At 35.7% G+C, this 19,098-nt stretch carries 20 protein-coding genes; 14 read left to right on the top strand and 6 right to left on the bottom strand.

What is annotated here, in order from left to right; translation table 11 throughout:
* Nucleotides 1-107: 107 nt before the first annotated feature.
* Nucleotides 108-1,043: an LD-carboxypeptidase gene (locus K4L44_16790; protein QZE14157.1), complete on the top strand. Its 936-nt coding sequence runs from the start codon at nucleotides 108-110 to the stop codon at nucleotides 1,041-1,043.
* 55 nt (nucleotides 1,044-1,098) lie between these two features.
* Nucleotides 1,099-1,464 carry a YraN family protein gene (locus K4L44_16785; GenBank protein QZE14156.1) on the top strand — a complete coding sequence of 122 codons (366 nt, stop codon included), beginning with the start codon at nucleotides 1,099-1,101 and terminating at the stop codon, nucleotides 1,462-1,464.
* On the opposite strand, the gene K4L44_16780 is transcribed toward K4L44_16785, so the two are convergent.
* Nucleotides 1,445-1,852: a response regulator gene (locus K4L44_16780; GenBank protein ID QZE14155.1), complete on the bottom strand. Its 408-nt coding sequence runs from the start codon at nucleotides 1,850-1,852 to the stop codon at nucleotides 1,445-1,447. The genes K4L44_16785 and K4L44_16780 overlap by 20 nt on opposite strands.
* Before the next feature lie 142 nt (nucleotides 1,853-1,994).
* Here K4L44_16780 and K4L44_16775 point away from each other — a divergent pair, with 142 nt between their 5' ends.
* Genes K4L44_16775 through K4L44_16765 form a run of 3 tightly spaced genes read left to right on the top strand, consistent with a single transcriptional unit; the run spans nucleotide 1,995 to nucleotide 3,694 of the window.
* Nucleotides 1,995-2,336 carry an MmcQ/YjbR family DNA-binding protein gene (locus K4L44_16775; protein QZE14154.1) on the top strand — a complete coding sequence of 114 codons (342 nt, stop codon included), beginning with the start codon at nucleotides 1,995-1,997 and terminating at the stop codon, nucleotides 2,334-2,336.
* A gap of 14 nt (nucleotides 2,337-2,350) precedes the next feature.
* Nucleotides 2,351-3,436 (top strand): C1 family peptidase, encoded by a 1,086-nt coding sequence (locus tag K4L44_16770; GenBank protein QZE14153.1) that lies wholly within the window; start codon nucleotides 2,351-2,353, stop codon nucleotides 3,434-3,436.
* Between the two features lie 45 nt (nucleotides 3,437-3,481).
* Complete coding sequence (locus K4L44_16765; GenBank protein ID QZE14152.1) at nucleotides 3,482-3,694, top strand: RNA-binding S4 domain-containing protein; 213 nt, start codon at nucleotides 3,482-3,484, stop codon at nucleotides 3,692-3,694.
* Between the two features lie 466 nt (nucleotides 3,695-4,160).
* On the opposite strand, the gene K4L44_16760 is transcribed toward K4L44_16765, so the two are convergent.
* Nucleotides 4,161-5,363 (bottom strand): phosphoglycerate kinase, encoded by a 1,203-nt coding sequence (locus K4L44_16760; protein QZE16027.1) that lies wholly within the window; start codon nucleotides 5,361-5,363, stop codon nucleotides 4,161-4,163.
* 171 nt (nucleotides 5,364-5,534) lie between these two features.
* On the opposite strand from K4L44_16760, the gene K4L44_16755 reads away from it, so the two are divergent.
* The 5 genes from K4L44_16755 (at nucleotide 5,535) to K4L44_16735 (ending at nucleotide 9,861) form a co-directional block, all read left to right on the top strand.
* Complete coding sequence (locus tag K4L44_16755; GenBank protein ID QZE14151.1) at nucleotides 5,535-6,653, top strand: DNA polymerase III subunit delta; 1,119 nt, start codon at nucleotides 5,535-5,537, stop codon at nucleotides 6,651-6,653.
* A gap of 136 nt (nucleotides 6,654-6,789) precedes the next feature.
* Nucleotides 6,790-8,232, top strand: coding sequence for a hypothetical protein (locus K4L44_16750; protein ID QZE14150.1), 1,443 nt, complete (start codon nucleotides 6,790-6,792; stop codon nucleotides 8,230-8,232).
* Nucleotides 8,222-8,719 carry a gliding motility lipoprotein GldH gene (locus K4L44_16745; protein QZE14149.1) on the top strand — a complete coding sequence of 166 codons (498 nt, stop codon included), beginning with the start codon at nucleotides 8,222-8,224 and terminating at the stop codon, nucleotides 8,717-8,719. The genes K4L44_16750 and K4L44_16745 overlap by 11 nt, the downstream gene beginning before the upstream one ends.
* A complete protein-coding gene (gene trmB, locus K4L44_16740; protein ID QZE14148.1) occupies nucleotides 8,706-9,443 on the top strand; it encodes a tRNA (guanosine(46)-N7)-methyltransferase TrmB in 738 nt (245 codons plus the stop codon). The genes K4L44_16745 and trmB overlap by 14 nt, the downstream gene beginning before the upstream one ends.
* Before the next feature lie 61 nt (nucleotides 9,444-9,504).
* On the top strand, nucleotides 9,505-9,861 hold the full coding sequence (locus K4L44_16735) for an MGMT family protein (protein QZE14147.1): 357 nt from the start codon (nucleotides 9,505-9,507) through the stop codon (nucleotides 9,859-9,861).
* Between the two features lie 3 nt (nucleotides 9,862-9,864).
* Here K4L44_16735 and K4L44_16730 read toward each other — a convergent pair whose 3' ends face one another.
* Nucleotides 9,865-10,506, bottom strand: coding sequence for a TetR/AcrR family transcriptional regulator (locus K4L44_16730; GenBank protein ID QZE14146.1), 642 nt, complete (start codon nucleotides 10,504-10,506; stop codon nucleotides 9,865-9,867).
* A gap of 305 nt (nucleotides 10,507-10,811) precedes the next feature.
* Here K4L44_16730 and rnr point away from each other — a divergent pair, with 305 nt between their 5' ends.
* Both rnr and K4L44_16720 read left to right on the top strand, forming a co-directional pair.
* Nucleotides 10,812-12,956: a ribonuclease R gene (gene rnr, locus K4L44_16725; GenBank protein QZE14145.1), complete on the top strand. Its 2,145-nt coding sequence runs from the start codon at nucleotides 10,812-10,814 to the stop codon at nucleotides 12,954-12,956.
* 93 nt (nucleotides 12,957-13,049) lie between these two features.
* Nucleotides 13,050-13,649, top strand: a complete 600-nt coding sequence (locus K4L44_16720; protein QZE14144.1) for a TetR/AcrR family transcriptional regulator — start codon at nucleotides 13,050-13,052, stop codon at nucleotides 13,647-13,649.
* 44 nt (nucleotides 13,650-13,693) lie between these two features.
* Here K4L44_16720 and K4L44_16715 read toward each other — a convergent pair whose 3' ends face one another.
* The 3 genes from K4L44_16715 to rlmN all read right to left on the bottom strand — a co-directional run bounded on the left by K4L44_16715 (nucleotide 13,694) and on the right by rlmN (nucleotide 17,682).
* A complete protein-coding gene (locus K4L44_16715) occupies nucleotides 13,694-15,064 on the bottom strand; it encodes an LPP20 family lipoprotein (protein ID QZE14143.1) in 1,371 nt (456 codons plus the stop codon).
* A 19-nt stretch (nucleotides 15,065-15,083) separates the two neighbouring features.
* A complete protein-coding gene (locus tag K4L44_16710; GenBank protein QZE14142.1) occupies nucleotides 15,084-16,466 on the bottom strand; it encodes a hypothetical protein in 1,383 nt (460 codons plus the stop codon).
* Between the two features lie 166 nt (nucleotides 16,467-16,632).
* Entirely contained in the window at nucleotides 16,633-17,682 is a 1,050-nt protein-coding gene (gene rlmN / locus K4L44_16705) for a 23S rRNA (adenine(2503)-C(2))-methyltransferase RlmN (GenBank protein QZE14141.1), read from the bottom strand.
* Nucleotides 17,683-17,891: 209 nt separating this feature from the next.
* On the opposite strand from rlmN, the gene yidD reads away from it, so the two are divergent.
* Complete coding sequence (gene yidD / locus K4L44_16700; protein ID QZE16026.1) at nucleotides 17,892-18,152, top strand: membrane protein insertion efficiency factor YidD; 261 nt, start codon at nucleotides 17,892-17,894, stop codon at nucleotides 18,150-18,152.
* A 56-nt stretch (nucleotides 18,153-18,208) separates the two neighbouring features.
* Nucleotides 18,209-19,087 (top strand): zinc ABC transporter substrate-binding protein, encoded by an 879-nt coding sequence (locus K4L44_16695; protein ID QZE14140.1) that lies wholly within the window; start codon nucleotides 18,209-18,211, stop codon nucleotides 19,085-19,087.
* Nucleotides 19,088-19,098 lie beyond the last annotated feature (11 nt).

Here is a 19,098-nt window from a genome sequence, read left to right as displayed (position 1 = left end):
AATCTTTTTATGGCTTGATTTGTTTTTTTAATGTAAACAATTCACCATATATTAATTGCAAAGATAATCAGTACAAACGAAAAACAGTAAAATTCTCTATTTTTGGTTTGAATGATTTTCAATCTCATGCTAAAAACCTAGAAAAAACGATGTATAACCCTCTTCCACTCGATAAAAATGACCTTATTCTTGTAATCTCTCCAGCAGGATCAGTTACTGCTTGTCAATTAAATTTCGGTATTTCACTCTTAGAAGAGGAGGGATTTCAAGTAGAATTAGGTAAACATGTATATGATAAAAATGGTCTTTTTGCTGGAACAGACGAAGACAGAGCAAAGGATCTACAGTGGGCATTAGACCACCCTAAAGCAAAAGTAATATGGATGTCTCGTGGTGGATATGGTGCGATAAGAACCATTCAACAAACCAATTGGGATCGATTTCAATCGAACCCTAAATGGATCATAGGCTTTAGTGATGTGACATTATTTCTTCAAAAATGTAATAATCTTGATATTGCATCTATCCATGCACCAATGATCGCTCTTTTTAATGATAACGAAAAGATGGCTAGAAAAACAATCCAACTTCTTCAAGGAGTGAAGCAGACGATATCATGGAAGAGTGATCGCAACAATCAAGATATAGAGATTCATGGGACTGTCGTTGGTGGAAACCTTTCCATCTTATATTCTCTTAGATCGACCCCTTATGATATCGATTATACAGATAAAATTCTCTTCATCGAAGATATTGATGAATATCATTACCATATTGACCGAATGCTTGAATCGTTTTCTGTATCAGGGATATTTGATCAGATAAGAGCACTAGTTATTGGATCTTTCACATATATCAAAGAAGGTACAAGTCCAATGCCTTATGATATAGAACAAACATTCTTAGAGATAGCTAACAAACACAATATTCCTTTATTTCTAGGTGCTCCTATTGGGCATATCAGTAACAATAACCCGATTATTTTAGGTAGTCATATTAGTATTAAAAGAGAAAATAATCAACATACGATCTCCTATTATTAAACTTTTCTTGTAGAAAAATGAACTATATATAAAGATTAAAGTTGTAGCTTAAAAAATGAGTATCGAAAATGGTAAGGGGAAAGAAGGAGAAAATGCTGCAGCAAAATATCTACAATCGAAGAATTATATTATTCTAAAACGAAACTGGAGAGGACAACACAAAGAGATTGATATAATATGTCTTGATCAAGACACTCTAGTGTTTGTAGAAGTGAAAAATAGGAAGGTATGGGGCAATATCGACATAAGAGAAATAATTCCACATCATAAAATACGAAATATCATTATGGGGGCAGAATACTATATCCTCGAAAATAATCCACAAAAGAATATCCGCTTCGATCTAATATTTATCAATACAGATTTAAAACCTATAAAGCCATACCATATCAAAGATGCTTTTAACGCATTAGACTTTTAATTCGATTAAATAATCGAGTTATCTCTTTATGGAACTTATCTCTTTTGAATGGTTTAGTCACATAACCGATAAATAACCCTTTATCAATACTTTCAGTAATAAGGTTATTCTCCATTGCACTATGTACCGCTATCTTTAGATTAGGAGAAATAGCCAACAACTCATGAGCTAACTCTATACCAGAAGTCCCAGGTAACATATAATCCATTAACACTAAATATTCTCCTCGTTTCTTAACAAATTCCATTGCATCATGTGCATTGGTTGCAATATCTGGAACGACCCCAAGCTCTTTTAGAAATCTTTTCATTAAAATTGCATTAACTGGCTCATCATCTACAATTAATACATTTAAGCTTGTCAATTCATCCATCTTATCATCCCGCATTTATGTAATATTTAACTTTACGTAGCGCAAAATTAACTTAAAAAATCGATATTTTAAATCACGTCGAAAAAGCATCATTAAATAGATAAATTATTTATTACTTTGCAATTCGTACCTGTTTAACCCACAACATCTTTTTATCATGGATATAGAAAAGATACGAGAGATATGCGTATCGAAACCATTTGCTACAGAATGCTTTCCTTTCGATGAAACAACCTTGGTGTTCAAGGTACATGAGAAAGTATTCGCCCTTCTACTACTCAAACATCCACATCGGTTAAACCTAAAGTGTGATCCTGATGAAGCAATACAATTGAGAGAAACATACAATTTTGTATTGCCTGGATATCATATGAATAAGAAACATTGGAACACAATTACTGATATAGAAAATGTTCCAGACTCTTTTATTATTGATAATATTCATAATTCATACCAACTTGTTTGGAACAAACTTCCATTAAGACTAAGGTCAAAATAATAAAACAATTTAAAATGAAACAATTAAGACTAGATTCTATCTTACTTCTATTTGCTACTCTTTTAACTTTCTCTAGCAGCCTTTATGCTAAGGATAAAAACAATGAGTATAAAAACATCTATTATATAAAGAATACTTCTGTAAAAAACCAACAAAAAACAGGGACTTGTTGGTGCTTCTCTACTGTATCATTTCTTGAATCTGAAATTATAAAATCACAAAATAAGGAGTTAGACCTATCTGAGATGTTTTTGGTAAAAGAGGCATACCACCAAAAAATTGAGAATTATGTACTTCGACAAGGGAAGGCAAATTTTGGTCAAGGAGGGCAGGCTCACGATGTAATCGATGCAATACAAGAAAAAGGATTAACTCCACAGAGTGCCTTTAAAGGAAACACCTATGGTAAGGTGCATAACCATACTAAGTTAGTAGAAGATCTTACAGCTGAACTAAATAAAGATAATAGTAAGAAAGTTCTTGAAGACAATTGGTTGATGAGAGCAGACAATATATTGGACCAATATTTCGGGAAGGAACCAACCTATTTTGATTACGAAGGCAAGCACTATACAGCAAAATCCTTTCTTGCATCATTAAATATTCTATTGAATGATTATATCGAACTTACAAGTTATACTCATCATCCTTTCAATGAAAAATTTATCCTAGAGATCCCTGACAACTGGAAGAATGGAGAATATTACAACGTTCCTATTGATCGTTTTATGAATATTATAGACGTTGCTCTAGAAAAAGGATATTCCGTTGTTTGGGATGGGGATGTTTCGGAAAAAACGTTCCAACATAGCAAAGGGGTCGCTTTCATTCCAAAAGGCACTGATGTATCTCAGAAGGCAAGACAGACTACTTTCTATAATAAGAAAACTACTGATGATCACCTAATGCACCTTGTTGGAAAGGCAGAGAAGGACGGAGTATTCTACTATATTATCAAAAACTCATGGGATACAAACTCAAATAGTTTTGGTGGTTATTTGTATATGTCTGAAGATTTTGTTCGCCTCAAAACTGTAGCAATCATGATTAACAAGAATGCTCTCTCTTTAAATGAGCATAGATTATTAGATATTAAATAAAGTATAACCATCGCTATATTACTTAGCGATTAATGAAAACTAGGTATGGAATTTAAAGTAACAGAAGACTTTATACCCCTAATTAAACTATTAAAGACTTTGCGTATTGCAGAAAGTGGTGGACAAGCCAAGATGATGGTCGATGATGGAATAGTCCTAAGAAATGGTGAACAAGAGTTTCGATATAGGGCAAAGCTTGTCCCAGGGGATGTTATTGAAATTCCAGAACTAATCGATCAAAAGATTGTAATTATTTAAAAAAAAAACGGTAGTAACCATTACTACCGTTTTCTATTTTAATGCAAAAACTATTTGCCAAATAAGTCAGAGTTCGAAAAGTGTAAAATTAACATAAGGGTATTGGGGATACATGTAATGTTAACTATAATTTGAACAACTAGTTTCTTATATTACTACAACTAAAAACGTCTTTTGTTCAATTATATTGACATAAAATCTATATTTTCTAATAAAGAGACTGATATATGGATATAAAGCCACATGTAAGCTCCTTATCTTTAAGACAAATGACACGGTATAAATAATTGTTAAAAGGAGACTACAGAAAAGTAATTGTATTTATTAATAGAGGTAATTATAGCTTTTGAAGCTATATAACGGAAGAGATGGATACCAGTAGGGTAGCATGAATCAGAGATATTTAAGAAATAAAAAGGCTACCTAAATTATAGATAGCCTTCTTTATTATATACTTTCAAAGATCTTACTTACGTACAGCAGCAATACCAGGAAGTTCTTTTCCTTCAAGATACTCTAGTAGTGCTCCACCAGCAGTTGAGATATAAGAAACATCTTTTGCTATGTCAAACTTGTTTACAGCAGCAACAGAATCACCACCTCCAACAAGAGAAAAAGCACCATTCTTAGTTGCCTCAACAACAGCTTCACCAATCGCTTTAGTTCCTGCAGCAAAGTTGTCCATTTCGAATACTCCCGCAGGACCATTCCAAAGAACAGTTTTTGAATTACCAATAACCTCTTTAAATTGAGCAATTGTATCAGGACCTACATCAAGTCCCATCCAACCTTCTTTAATCTCACCAGCAGAAACTACTTCAGTGTTTGCATCATTAGAAAAACTATCTGCTGCAACACAATCAGAAGCAATAACTAGATTTACATTCTTCTCTTTTGCTTTAACAATAATGTTACGAGCCATTTCTAGGTAATCATCTTCACAAAGTGAAGATCCTACATTACCACCTAAAGCTTTCACAAAAGTAAAGATCATACCACCGCCAATGATCAAGTTGTCCACGTTGTCCAACATATTCTCAATAATTGTGATCTTAGAAGATACCTTCGCACCACCCATAATTGCAGTAAAAGGACGAGCAGGAGTAGCAACAACTTTATCTAAGCTTTCCACTTCATTTTGTACTAAAGTACCAAACATCTTATCTTCTGGGAAGAAATCAGCAAGAATTGCAGTAGAAGCATGCGCACGGTGAGCAGTACCAAATGCATCATTAACCCAACAGTCTCCTAGTTGTGAAATCTTCTTTGCAAATTCTACATCACCTTTCTTCTCTTCACTATGAAAGCGAAGGTTTTCTAGTAACAACACCTCACCTGGCTTAAGAGCATCAGCCATAGCTTGTACTTCATCGCCAATACAGTCTGGTGCAATAACTACTTTTGTTCCACCCAACAACTCTGAAAGGTGATTAACAAGAGGTTTTAGAGAAAATTTCTCCTCCACACCTTTTGGTCGACCTAAGTGTGACATAATAATTGCAGCACCGCCTTTTTCCAACACCTTCTGTATTGTAGGGAGAGCAGCACGCATACGTGTGTCATCTGTAATGTTAAAATTCTCATCTAATGGCACATTGAAGTCAACACGAATCAACGCCTTCTTTCCTGAAAAATCGTAAGTCTCTATGTTTTGCATTTTCTTGTCAATTTGATATTTAAGACCTCCAAATATACAAAAATTGTGATAGAATTGTTGTAAAACATATATAAGAACAATACAATGTCTATCAAAAATTCATAAGAGTCATTTCTATCTATTATTTTTGTTACTTTTGAAACAACAACTCACAAGATTATTATTGTTTTTCAGCTCATAAAGATGCGATTAAAAGATATTGTAGGACACCATTCCACGAAAGATAGATTAATTCAGATGGTTGAAGATGACCGTCTTAGCCATGCCATACTTTTAACAGGAGCCTCTGGTATAGGCAAACTGTCTCTTGCTATTGCTTTTCTTCAATTCGTACACTGTAAATCACCTATTAATCATGACTCTTGTGGGACTTGTAGTTCGTGTAAAAAGATCTCTAAACTGATACACCCTGACATGCATTTTGTCTTTCCAATTGTTAAAAACAAAGGGTTAGAGAAATGTGATCATTATCTACCTATATGGCGTGAATCATTAAACAAAAATCCCTATCTAAACTTTAATAGTTGGCTTGATGAGATAGATGCCGGGAACAAACAGGCAATCATTTATGGTAACGAAAGCGAAGAGGTTGTTAAGAAGATCAATTTAAAGTCTTACGAAGGAGGATATAAGTCATTATTGATTTGGCTTCCAGAAAAACTTAATGCAACAAGTGCCAATAAATTGCTAAAACTTATTGAAGAGCCACCAAGCAAAACGATAATGGTTTTTGTTTCTCAAGAGGAAAACAAGATTCTGCCAACCATTAAATCACGTATACAGGAGATTCGATGCCAACCATTAGCTCCAGATGAGATGGCGCATTATTTAGAACAAACTTATCCTGATTCGGATAGCAATATGACTGAAGTCGCAAGATTGGCTCAAGGAAGCATGTATCAAGCGATTAAAATAATTAAAAAACATAGTCAAAAAGAGCAGAATTTATTATCTTTTCAAACACTAATGCGTTTAAGTTATAGCCGAAAGGTGGTAGACATCATTGGATGGGCAGAAGAGATGGCTCAAAAAAGTAGAGAAAATCAAAAAGATTTTATTCTTTACGCACAAGGGATGGTTCGTGAAAATTTTGTCATGAACATGAAACAACCAGAATTAGTCTATTTGGATCACTCACAAAAAGAGTGGTCTAATAAATTTTATCCATTCATTAATGATAGAAATGTCGAAACACTCTACCATGAGCTTGACCTAGCATTTCGTGATGTCTCGATGAATGGGAATAGCAAAATCATTTTTCTTCATTTGGGATTAATGATTACCAAATATATTCGGGTATAAATATCGTTTACCCGTGCATCTTGATGTACATCTATACGGTACATCAATTAGAGGTGAGCAATAAAAGCTTACCATTTATTTCTACCATAAAAGATTCTTTATAAATCTTTTATGGGTCATTATATATAATTTTGATATGAACTCTACAGATAATTCATGTAAGGGTTGCTCAATAGGTAAAGAGTCAAGATCTTGTACAAAACTACAAGTTTATGATTGGTTGAGCGACGTACCAAATACATTCAACAAAGGAGAGATTGTTGAAGTCCGCTTTAAAAATACAAGAAAGGACTACTACTATAACGTACACGGAATACACCTAGAAGTAGGTGATATGGTTGCTGTGGAAGCATCACCTGGTCATGATATCGGAATGGTATCATTAACTGGAGATCTTGTCCTCAAACAGATGAAGAGACATAAAGTCACTTACATTGATGGTGAACTACGAAAAGTTTATCGTGTTGCCAAACCTGTTGATCTTGAGAAGTGGGAAGAAGCAATGGCTTTAGAACATGAGACGATGTTGCGAGCACGAAAGATCGCTGAAGACCTTCAATTAAACATGAAAATTGGGGATGTCGAATACCAAGGAGACAAAACCAAAGCAATATTCTATTACATTGCAGATGAGCGTGTCGATTTTCGTCAATTGATTAAGGTGTATGCTGAAAACTTTCGTATTAGAATCGAAATGAAACAGATCGGCGCTCGTCAAGAGGCTGGTCGTATTGGCGGCATAGGTCCTTGTGGTAGAGAACTTTGTTGTAGTTCATGGATGACTAATTTTGTCTCCGTAACAACCAATGCTGCACGTTACCAAGAGATATCACTTAATCCCCAAAAACTAGCGGGACAATGTGGAAAACTAAAATGTTGTCTTAACTATGAGTTGGATTGTTATATGGATGCCCAAAAAGACTTTCCATCAACTCAAATTCCACTACACACTAAAAAAGGCAAATACTTCTTTCAAAAAGCAGATATCTTCAATAGAATCCTTTGGTATGCACTTGAGGGCAATGGTCCGAATAGAATTGTTGCATTGACAGTTGACAAAGTAAAGGAGGTAATTCGAAAAAATAGAAATAGTGAATCTGTTGACGAATTAACCAGCGATGTAGATGCTTCTATTGTTATCAGCGAAGCTACAGGATATCAAAATGTTGTAGGACAAGATAGCCTTGATCGTTTTGATAAATTAGAAGATAAACCTACTAGAAAGAAGAAAAAAGGCAGAACTAATAACCGAAATGATCACAACTCTCGAAACAATACGAGGAACAATCGAAGTAATTCACGTACTAGTAATGAGAACACTTCTAATAAAGGTGTAACAGCGGAAAGTTCTGAGAGAACAAAGGAGGCTAACTCGAATAAAAAGAGACCAAATAATCGAAATAAGAGAAGAAATCCTGAACAGACTTCAAAACCTGAGTTAAAACAAGGAAATAAGGAGAAAAACAATCCTCAAAAGCCAAAAGACACATCAGTGCAAACAGAAACTACTGAAGTCAAGAAAAGACCTATTCAACGCAGAAAGAAAAACTTTAGAAGACCAAAGAAAGATGATGCGTAATATATTACTTTTTCTCGTGACCTCCACTTTGATAGCATGTTTCAGTTCGTGTAGTAACAATTCTATATATGATAGCTATTACACGATAGAAGATGGAGAGTGGCACCAAGACTCTTTAGTTGTTTTTAAGCCTCATATATCCAATAACGATTTGGCTTACGACATGGATATAACGATTCGAAATACCAATAGTTATATCTACTCAAATCTTTGGCTTTTTGTTAAAACGATAAGTCCTAAGGGGAAAGTGTTCAATGATACATTAGAAGTAACAATGGCTGACCTTCGTGGAAAATGGATAGGAAGAGGACTAGGAGACACCTTTGAACTTAAATATCCTTTTAAAGAAAATACTCTGCTTCCTGATACAGGTAACTACTGCATTCAAATAATACAAGGGATGAGGAGCGACAATGGGTATATAGAGGGGATATCAGACATCGGATTAAAAATTGAATTAACAGATATAGAAAGTGGGAAAGAATAAACTAAAGAAATTTAGTGAGATGGAGACATTTCCAAATGTTTTCCAAGATTCATATAAGGAGTTACAAACTAGAACTTTTGAATACAGAGGGAAATGGGCTTCAGACTTCTTCAAAAACGATAATCCTATTGTCGTTGAAGTAGGGTGTGGTAAAGGAGAGTACACAGTAGGACTTGCAAAAAAATATCCAAACAAGAACTTTATTGGTGTTGACATCAAAGGTTCTCGCATGTGGTTAGGTGCAAAAGAGTCCGTAGATAATAAAATGATCAATGTGGTATTCATTAGAACGCATGTTGAGCTTTTAAATCTATTCTTTGATAAGAACGAAATATCTGAAATATGGATCACATTTGCGGATCCTCAGATGAAGCACACTCGTCGTCGATTGACATCCACTAGATTTATGAATCATTATCGTCAATACCTAAAAGAGGGTGGATTGGTTCATTTAAAAACGGATAGCAATTTTCTGTACACATATACAGATATAATGGTTCATGAAAACAAATTTGAGATAGAGGAAAACACGAATGATCTCTATAACTCTGATGTCGTAGATGACATTCTTTCTATTAGGACTTTTTACGAACAACAATGGCTAGACAGAGGCAAAACAATTAAGTATCTTAGATGGGTAATGCACTACAACGGCTTAGTAGAGCCTGAAGTAGAGATTGAACCAGATGATTACAGAAGTTTCGGACGAAGTAGAAAAGAATAATAATCAATATATGGGCAACAGTAATTTAATATTCTGTTGCCTTTTATTCGCCATTCAATAGATGACATTCAACGAAAGAGTATACTATGTTGTTCGACTTATTCCCCAAGGTCGAGTTACAACTTATGGAATGATCGCCAAATTCATTGGCTCCCCCAAAGCTTCAAGAATGGTAGGCTGGGCAATGAATAGGTCTCATGAACAAGAGACATACATTCCTGCACATAGAGTTGTAAATCGTAATGGACTACTAACAGGACAAGCACATTTCAATGGAGAAACGATGGCTTCAAGACTTCAAAACGAGGGTATTGAAATAAAAGATAATCAAATTCTTCATTTAGATAAAATACGATGGGACCCATTCAAAGAGATAAAAGAGGTACCCAAATCATTTCTTATAGACATAGAATTGTAGCGATCAATCTACATCTGCCATAGGCAAATTATAATTTCTTTTTCTCTCTAAGTCGCTAGTAATTCCTTTCAAAAGCAAAGAGATCAAGGAGTATAGTTTTTCATTAAAGCTCACAATACCAAATTTCTGCTGAATAATAGGTTGATCATACCCTTTTATCGCAATGACAATGGTATTAGCAACCAGAGAGGGATTAGGAATATCAAATATACCATAACTTATTCCTTGTTTCAGAAAACGTTCAACGATAGATATTTCATCCTCTAAATATTTCTCACGCAATGGATTAATAAAATCCATATCTTGGACACTAACATCTTTCACTGCTTCATGAAGAGTGGAGAATTTACCAATTCCCATCGTTCTTTCATAAATATATCGATAGAGCCTCTCTCTAGGATCAACTACCTCTTTTAGTACTCGCATGATATTTTCAGCAAGCTCTTTTGCCTCCATCTTAACCACTTCAATATACAGTTCTTCCTTACTATCAAAGTAATAATACAAAGAGCTCTTCCCTTTTTTGGCATCTTTAGCGATATCCTCTAATGTAGTCTTACGATATCCATATCTACCAAAAACATTTCTAGCTGACTGCACAATGGCACTTCTTGCAACATCCTTTATTTGATCTTTTGCTCGCATCTTTTATAAATTGCCTTATAATGTATACATCATTTTTTCATTCATTGCCGTTCAAATGAGTTGAATACTCATTGAAACATCTCACAAAAAAACAACGAAAGATTCATAGAGATGGTTCAAAAATAATAAATTATGCTTCATAAATAGGAGAGATTAATTAATTTCAATAGGGTTCCATACAATAATCGTATCTTTGCGTTTTTAATAATAAAGAGGAAACAATGTTCCAATCTCATTTGTATCATATAAGTAATGATTTAAGATGTTAAGGGTATCAGCGTTTACTAATTATAGCAAAGAGAATTATGGGCAACAAAAAGAACAAGAATAAAAAAGGACGCAGAAAACTTTTTACTAAAAAAGATATTAAGAAAAGTATTGTAAAACTTTTTCAAGAAAACCCCAATAAATTATTTAACTACAAGCAGTTGTCTTCTATATTGGAAGTAAAGGACATGCCCACAAAGCAACTGATTACAGTTGTTCTATTTGAACTTGAAGATCAGAAAGTTATTTTTCAAGAATCTCGTGGACAATATCAATTAGATTCTAATGCTGGATATGTAAATGGTACGATACGAATTGCATCCAAAGGGAATGGAGTAGTAATAGTAGACGATGTATCTGAACCTATTCTTATTCTCGCACACCACATGAACAAGGCACTACCAGGAGACCAAGTATCGGTACTTCTTCATGCCCAGAGGAAGAAAAAAGAACAGACAGGAGAGGTTGTTCAGATCGTTCATCGCAATGAAAAACCAATGGTTGGAATCATTCAACGATCTAAACATTTCAACTTCTTTATTCCCAACCAGAAGATGAATTTTGACATCTTTATACCTAAAGATAAACTTAAAAAAGCTGAAGATGGACAACGTGCGTTAGTTCGCATAACAGACTGGCCTGACCATGCAAAGAATCCATTTGGGGAAGTAGTTGAAGTATTAGGAGATGTAGGCGATCACCAAGCGGAAATGAATGCCATCATTGCAGAGTATGAACTTCCTACAAAATTTCCTACAAAGATTGAGAAGTATGCGCAAGGGATGACTGACGGAATTACAGACGAAGAGATTTCTAAACGATGGGACTTCAGAGAGGTCACCACATTTACTATTGATCCGAAAGATGCAAAAGACTTTGATGATGCATTATCCATTCAGCAACTAGACAATGGCAATTGGGAAATAGGTGTACACATTGCAGATGTGACACATTATGTCCGTCCAAACACAATGTTAGAGGAGGAAGCATACGAAAGAGCAACTTCTGTATATCTTGTAGACAGAGTAGTTCCTATGTTGCCCGAACATCTTTCCAATGGAATCTGTTCATTACGTCCAAATGAGGACAAGTTGTGTTTCTCTGCAGTCTTCGAGTTAAACAATGATGCAGAAGTACAAAAGCAATGGTTCGGTAGAACTATTATTCATTCGGATAAAAGATTCACTTACGAAGAGGCACAAGAGATCATTGAAGGGGGAGAAGGAGAATATAAGAAAGAGATACTAACACTAGATAGACTAGCAAAAGAACTAAGAGCCGATCGTTTCGACAATGGAAGTATTGGCTTTGAAAGAGTAGAGGTTAAATTCAACCTTGACTCATATGGAAGACCTACTGGGGTCTATTTTAAAGAGAGCAAAGATGCCAACAAACTCATTGAAGAGTTTATGTTGCTTGCAAACAAAAAGGTTGCAGAGTTTATTGGAAAACAACCGAGTGGAAAACATGCTAAAACTTTTGTCTATCGTATCCACGATAAGCCAGATCCAGAAAGACTAGATAACTTCAACCGTTTTATTCAGCGCTTTGGATACGGAATACAGACCACTTCTCCTAAAAACATTGCACTTTCTATGAATAAGCTACTAGGCCACGTGGATGGGAAGGTCGAACAAAATCTGATTGAGACTTTAGCAATACGTACCATGGCAAAGGCAGAATATTCGACACACAACATAGGCCATTATGGATTGCATTTTGACTACTACAGTCATTTTACATCACCAATACGAAGATACCCTGATATGATGGTTCATCGACTACTTGCGAGGTACCTTGATGGAGGTAGATCTGTAATGGAATCCAAATATGAATCCATGTGTCAACATGCATCAAAAAGAGAGCAAAGAGCTGCCAATGCCGAACGCGCATCTATAAAATATAAGCAAGTAGAGTTTATGGCAGACAAAATTGGTTCAATTTTTGAGGGGACAATCTCAGGTGTTACTGAATGGGGTATTTACGTGGAACTAGAGGAAAATAAATGCGAAGGGATGATTCCTCTTTCTCTATTACGTGACGACTATTATCAATTTGATGAAAAGAACTATTGTATTGTTGGTAAAGCATTTGGAAATAAATACCAGATGGGAGACAAGCTACAAGTTCGTATCGCAAAAGCAAATCTTGAAAAGAAACAACTTGACTTTGAATTAATTTAACATATAATGTGACATCTCAACCCTTCCGTGTGATTTAAAAAATTTAATTTATATTTGTCTGTTTAATCAAAAGATATTAACTCAAAAGGCTTCATGAAGAACGAAACAGTGAACACCAAAAAAGATGCCGTTCGCGAGCATATCTTAACCATAGCACAAGAAATTTTCAGTAAATATGGTTACAAAAAAACTACACTCGACGATATAGCGAATGCGGTTCGCAAAGGGAAGAGCTCTCTCTATTACTATTTCGATAGCAAAGAAGATATATTTCAAGAAGTAATCAAAAAAGAGGCAGACATTCTTCGACAAGAGCTTTCGAAGGTCCTTCGTAAAGATACAGATCCTGAGGAAAAACTTAGAGACTATATATTAACTAAGATAACCACTTATCGTCAATTGGCGAACTTTTATAACGCCATCGAAAATGATAGTGCTGCTGTCAGTTTTGTAGAATCGATGAAGGCAACCTACGACCAAGAAGAGATACGTATGATGAAACGTATTCTTTTAGATGGAGCAAGAAGAGGGCGATTTGCGATCCAAGACTTTACGCTTGCCGCTATTGGGATTACAACGGCGATAAAAGGATTAGAGATGCCTCTCTCTGCTGGAAATTACAAAGAGATAGATCTAGAGAAGAGTGTGGACACCATTCTTCAAATAGTATGTTATGGTATCATGAAGCGATAAGACCAAAAACTCTCTTCACTACAGAATTAGTGAAGAGAGTTTTTTTATTTTAGTCTTAGAAACTTCACCATCTGGGGGTAAGCTCTGTAGTCAACTCGTTGAACCAACTTTTTGTAAGCAATCGCAATGGCCTCCTCTTTATTCATCGAGGTACCACTACAACGATCGATAGCGTAATTCCACTTTTCGACACCACGTGAATCTTTCACTGTGATGCGTCCCACCATCTCTGCCGTAATAGCTCCATAACTACTTTTTGAAGTGATGACATTTAGTCGAACCATCATTTGGTAATCTGCACGCTGTTTTGTCAAAGCAAGAAGATGATCTTCTGTCACTTTAGATCTCCACACCTCCATAAACCTCTTTAAGCTACCTCCCTTACCATTGGGCTTAAGAGACACTGTTGGGGTAAGCACCACCACAGAAACCTTTCCTTGAGGCACAGAAAGCTTACAGAATCTTCTCCTCACATCGATATCATTGGTCATTTTTCGAACCCACCTTTTCATATCAATGCGAACCGAAAGTCCCATATCTTTATTCGTACTTTTCACATAAAGAACTGGCGCAATAGACTCTCCATAGTTATCGGTTATGTTTTCTAAGTAATCCAAACCATTACCACCATCTAGATCGAACAGTACAGGAACAGAGGCAACAGCTTGATCATCTTTCCCAACTAAAGTAAACTGACGAAACGATTTGTCCCAAACACCACCTCTTTTGGCACGAAAACCACTTGGACTTTGCCATTTTAATGAAGCGATCTCTTTAGATATCGTGCTCCACACCTTCTGATCCAAAGCATCTCCGAGCCCTTGACTCTCTATCTCTGATTTCATCGTATTATATAAAGAGATTGCACGAACCCAATGTGATATAGCCAATTCTGTTTTATACTGTTTAGAGGCAGTATCACCAGATTTGATCTCCATATTAACCTTAACAAGCACCTGCTCACACTCCTGCAACAACTGCTCTTGATAACGCTGTTTAGACAATCGATAATAGCCCCAATAAACATGGTCATTTTCCCATCCATTCACCAACTCAACCCCTTTCAAAAGATGAGAGCTCTGAGTGATTATATTAGATTGATAATGGTGGGAGACCCCCGATTGGTCATCAGATTGTTGCAATGAAGTATTACTTCGAACCTCCACTGAAATTGCATTAGAGATCTCCGAAAGCGCACTCTTCCTGGCAGTCTCCCTATAATCACCCTGATTATAAGGGGTCTTTTCAACACTTCCAATACCCACATAATAGAGTGAAGATACAGGAGGATTTGTAACCCAACTAGGTAATTCCTCTACAGGTGTAACAGACTTTTTAGTACCTGCGCATGACCATAGAAAAAAGGACAATACACCGATCCAAATAATATAATTTTTACTTTTATACGCACTCATAAACTTCTTTATATTTTTCTTATTCCACCTGCTTGTCTCCATTATACTGACATGCGTACTTGGCAATATTTTGAGCCATATCCACAGCTGCTTGTTTTTGCATCTCATAGATAGGAACCAATTTATTTCTTGCATTAAACAACGTATGAAGACTTCGTATTGCTCGCTTATCATCTTTCACATAATCTTTGGGAGAATCTTTATTCACCTTTTCGAAATATCCAGGAATCAATTTTCTATAATCCCCTTTCGTTTCAGCAAATCGTATTCTATCGCTACACCTTCCTTCAAGTTGCTTCGTCATCAAAACCTCTCCTGTCAAGGCTGAAATCAAAGTAAATTGATAATAATAGCGAAAAGAAGAAGAAGCACGATACTCATAATAGAACTTCTTATCATACACCGTTCTCTCTTGCTTGTTCCCATCTTTGTCTTTATAGACTTCTGTGTATTTTGTATAAGCACACTCTTTGGTTCGCTCAAGGTCACTCACCCAATAACGAGTATCATTCAGCTTGACACGCACAATAGCATTGGCACCCATTCCATGAACATAGCGAAGATATTCCGACAAGTCAAGATGAAAAAAAGCCTCCTTAGGATCGATCTTTATCCCATAAAATGGAGATGGATTACTCTTTATAGCATTCTCAGTATAAGGCTTCACAGAACTTGACATTCGCCCCAAGCCATCACCATGAAGACATGGTGTTATCACCATCGTTATTTTAGCCAACTCTAAAGCCTCTTCTCTCAACAATTTACTGTCTCTATACTCACCACCATTCTTTAGAATATGATCAAAGAGAGAATATGCTTTTCTTGGGGCACCCTCAGAAAGCAACCGTTGTCCTCTTCTAAATATCGGCTCATAGATTGCTTCTTTGCGTTTCTCCGCCACATCTCTGAAGTTTGGGTTCAAATCATACACTTTACTCAAGATGGTAGCAGCATCTCTAAATCGTTCCTGACTAAGCCATAATGCCCCTTTTTGGTAAGCACTAGAGATGAAAGCATCTTTCACCTCTTCATAGTAAATATCTAACTGATTATTCCATACAATATTTACCCCCAATCCCTTCAGTTGATGGTAGTATTGTCTCATCTGCTTGTAACGATCCACTGCAGCCTCATTATTTTGCTCTTTATAACTCTGCATAAATCGTTTACTATCACGATCCAAAACCTGCTGTCCTGTACGTCTCAGAGCTATACGTGCATCTACATTATTATGATTTTTTTGAACGGAGACTAGGTAATATTCAGCTGCTTCAATAGGCATATTTGCCTTTTCTAAAGCCAACCCTTTCTTATACATTCGTTTGGAGACACAAGAGGTAAGCAACAGCAGAATAGTGAATATCTGCACGCTCTTTCTATATACCGAAGTAGAAAATTTCATAAAAACAATTTTTCAGATATTGTCAAGGAATTTAAATTATACGACAAAAATAAAACACTCTTTCAAGATACACGCTATAAATGTTAAAACATAAAAAAACGCTGAAATATGATAAGCTAGATATCATATTTCAGCGTTATATTATTTTTTTAAGTAGACAGGGAGACTATTCACCTTTATTTTCTACCAATTTCTTTGTGCTTAAAAGGCCGCAAGCAGCATAAATATCTTCTCCACGGCTAACACGAACAGTGGTCAACAATCCCTTTTCGTTCAACATATCTTTAAACGCTTGCAAACGCTGCTCATTCGTTCCCTGAAGAGGAGTATCTGGTATCTCATGAAATCTAATTAAGTTCATGCGACATGGTATCCCTTTCAATAAGGCAACAAGTGCTCTTGCATGCTTTGGGGTATCATTTAACCCAGCAAATACAATATACTCGAAAGACACTCTACGTTGTGCACTAAAATCATACTGACGTACAAGATCAAGCACATCTTGAATCTTATATGCTTTCTGAACAGGCATAATTTTTGATCTCTCTTCATCATATGGAGAGTGCAGACTAATAGCCAGATGACAGCTACTCTCATCTAAGAAACGTCTCAAACTAGGGATCACTCCAACCGTTGAAACATTTACACGCTTAGGACTCATCGCATAGCCCCAGTCAGAAGTAATGATCTCTAAACTTTTTAGTACTGAATCAATATTATCCATTGGTTCACCCATCCCCATATAGACAATATTGGTGACTCCTCCCCACTCATCAATCATTCGTAATTGATTCAGAATCTGATTTGTGGTCAGATGTTGTTGAAAGCCCTGTTTTCCTGTCATACAGAAAAGACAATTCATTTTACAACCCACCTGAGAAGAGACACAAACAGTCTTACGATCCCCTTCTGGAATCATGGCAGTCTCAATATATTTATGGTCTCCCACCTGAAACAGATATTTCTTTGTCCCATCGACACTCTCTTTACGATCGGAATACGTCTCTAATCCAATCGTAAAATTTTGTGACAACACCTCTCTCGCTTTTTTAGATAAGTTTGTCATCTGTTCAAAAGATGTAGCATCTTTCTTATATAACCACTCACATATCTGCTTTGCAGTAAATTTTGGAAAGCCATACTGCACTACAACCTCTTGTAGTTCAGTCAATGTTTTTCCGTATAATTGTTCCTTTACTTGGTTATTTTCTTCCATTCTTTTCTTGTCTAACACATTCAAAAAAAGATCATAAGACCTTTGATGCAAAGATAAACAATATCACAGAAAAAGAGCCAATGATCTCTTTTCAATCTGCCAAAATTATAGATAATTAAAAATGATACATTTTTTAGTAAAAACAGTCAACTAGAATTTTTCTAAATAAGACAATATCATTAATTTTGAGTAGTCTAAAGCAGTTAGGAATGGAAAGCTTCATCAAAATAGTTCGCAACTTTGCAATCAAAGTATTAAAATTGCCTATTTTCTTCTACCGCAGTGTCATATCACCAATGACTCCACCTTCGTGTAGACATACCCCTACATGTTCCGTCTATGCTTTAGAAGCACTATCAAAACATGGGCCTATCAAAGGGCTATATTTAACAATCAAGCGTTTAAGTAAATGTCACCCATGGGGAACTCACGGATACGATCCTGTGCCACCTGTTAATAAGAGAAAATAACGAAAAAGATCTCATTCTAGACATTACTTCGAAGACATAAAACAGAGGACCAACAGATGAATAAAATATATACATTTCTAGCTATTATCATACTTCTTTCAAGCTGCAATTCAAATAAAAAAAGCAGCCAGGATGAAGATACAGATACAAAACCAATGCTTTTTGTCAGTATCCAACCTTTAAAATATTTTGTAGACATGATTGTTAAAGATCGCTATGAAGTACGTGTAATGGTTCCTCCGGGGAGTAGTCCAGAAACATTCTCTCCATCTTCCAAGCAGATGACAGAACTTGAAAAATCGGATGGATTTGTAAAGATAGGTTCGCTTCCTTTCGAAAATAGATGGGATAGTCTATGGCAGGCAAACCACCCACAAACAGATCTTATCAACTGTAGTATTGGTATACCCGAGCAGAAGTTGGCACATCAACATGGCGATCATGTTCATTATGGTACAGACCCTCATATATGGCTTGCACCAAGTGCTGCAAAAATAATTGCACAAAATATTTACGATGGGATTTTACATTTCGATCCTGCAAACAAAACTTTCTATAAGAAAAATCTAGAGAGCCTGATGGATACTATCGATCATGTTCAAAATGAACTTAATGTAAAACTTGAGAACATGAAAGATAGAGATTTTCTAATCTTTCATCCTGTGCTTGGTTATCTCTCTGCAGAGTATCAGATGAATCAAGAAGCGATAGAATTTGAAGGAAAAAAACCATCCCTGCGACAACTAAAACATATTGTAGAAGTTGCAAAGAAAGAGAACATCACGACCATCTTAGTTCAAAAAGAATTTAGTACCTCAAGTGCAGATATTATTGCCAAAGAGATCGATGGGCAAGTGGTTATTATTGATCCTCTTGGATACAACTGGCCAGAAGTAATGAGAAATATTGGCAGTGCTATCTCAGAAAAAGAATAATTAAATACTCC

Source organism: Prolixibacteraceae bacterium (assembly GCA_019720755.1).
Classification (GTDB): Bacteria; Bacteroidota; Bacteroidia; order Bacteroidales; family Prolixibacteraceae; genus Halosquirtibacter; species Halosquirtibacter laminarini.
Note: the sequence above shows the minus strand (reverse complement) of the source record. Positions and strands in the feature narration are given on the sequence as shown.

Excerpts from the sequence above, each read along its gene's own strand:
- K4L44_16755 (QZE14151.1), top strand. The coding sequence starts at position 5,535 with ATGCGATTAAAAGATATTGTAGGACACCATTCCACGAAAGATAGATTA.
- rlmN (QZE14141.1), bottom strand. The coding sequence starts at position 17,682 with ATGGAAGAAAATAACCAAGTAAAGGAACAATTATACGGAAAAACATTG.
- K4L44_16785 (QZE14156.1), top strand. The coding sequence starts at position 1,099 with ATGAGTATCGAAAATGGTAAGGGGAAAGAAGGAGAAAATGCTGCAGCA.
- K4L44_16730 (QZE14146.1), bottom strand. The coding sequence starts at position 10,506 with ATGCGAGCAAAAGATCAAATAAAGGATGTTGCAAGAAGTGCCATTGTG.
- K4L44_16775 (QZE14154.1), top strand. The coding sequence starts at position 1,995 with ATGGATATAGAAAAGATACGAGAGATATGCGTATCGAAACCATTTGCT.
- yidD (QZE16026.1), top strand. The coding sequence starts at position 17,892 with ATGGAAAGCTTCATCAAAATAGTTCGCAACTTTGCAATCAAAGTATTA.
- K4L44_16780 (QZE14155.1), bottom strand. The coding sequence starts at position 1,852 with ATGCGGGATGATAAGATGGATGAATTGACAAGCTTAAATGTATTAATT.
- K4L44_16720 (QZE14144.1), top strand. The coding sequence starts at position 13,050 with ATGAAGAACGAAACAGTGAACACCAAAAAAGATGCCGTTCGCGAGCAT.
- K4L44_16770 (QZE14153.1), top strand. The coding sequence starts at position 2,351 with ATGAAACAATTAAGACTAGATTCTATCTTACTTCTATTTGCTACTCTT.
- K4L44_16715 (QZE14143.1), bottom strand. The coding sequence starts at position 15,064 with ATGAGTGCGTATAAAAGTAAAAATTATATTATTTGGATCGGTGTATTG.
- K4L44_16735 (QZE14147.1), top strand. The coding sequence starts at position 9,505 with ATGACATTCAACGAAAGAGTATACTATGTTGTTCGACTTATTCCCCAA.
- rnr (QZE14145.1), top strand. The coding sequence starts at position 10,812 with ATGGGCAACAAAAAGAACAAGAATAAAAAAGGACGCAGAAAACTTTTT.
- K4L44_16765 (QZE14152.1), top strand. The coding sequence starts at position 3,482 with ATGGAATTTAAAGTAACAGAAGACTTTATACCCCTAATTAAACTATTA.
- K4L44_16750 (QZE14150.1), top strand. The coding sequence starts at position 6,790 with ATGAACTCTACAGATAATTCATGTAAGGGTTGCTCAATAGGTAAAGAG.
- K4L44_16745 (QZE14149.1), top strand. The coding sequence starts at position 8,222 with ATGATGCGTAATATATTACTTTTTCTCGTGACCTCCACTTTGATAGCA.
- K4L44_16695 (QZE14140.1), top strand. The coding sequence starts at position 18,209 with ATGAATAAAATATATACATTTCTAGCTATTATCATACTTCTTTCAAGC.
- K4L44_16710 (QZE14142.1), bottom strand. The coding sequence starts at position 16,466 with ATGAAATTTTCTACTTCGGTATATAGAAAGAGCGTGCAGATATTCACT.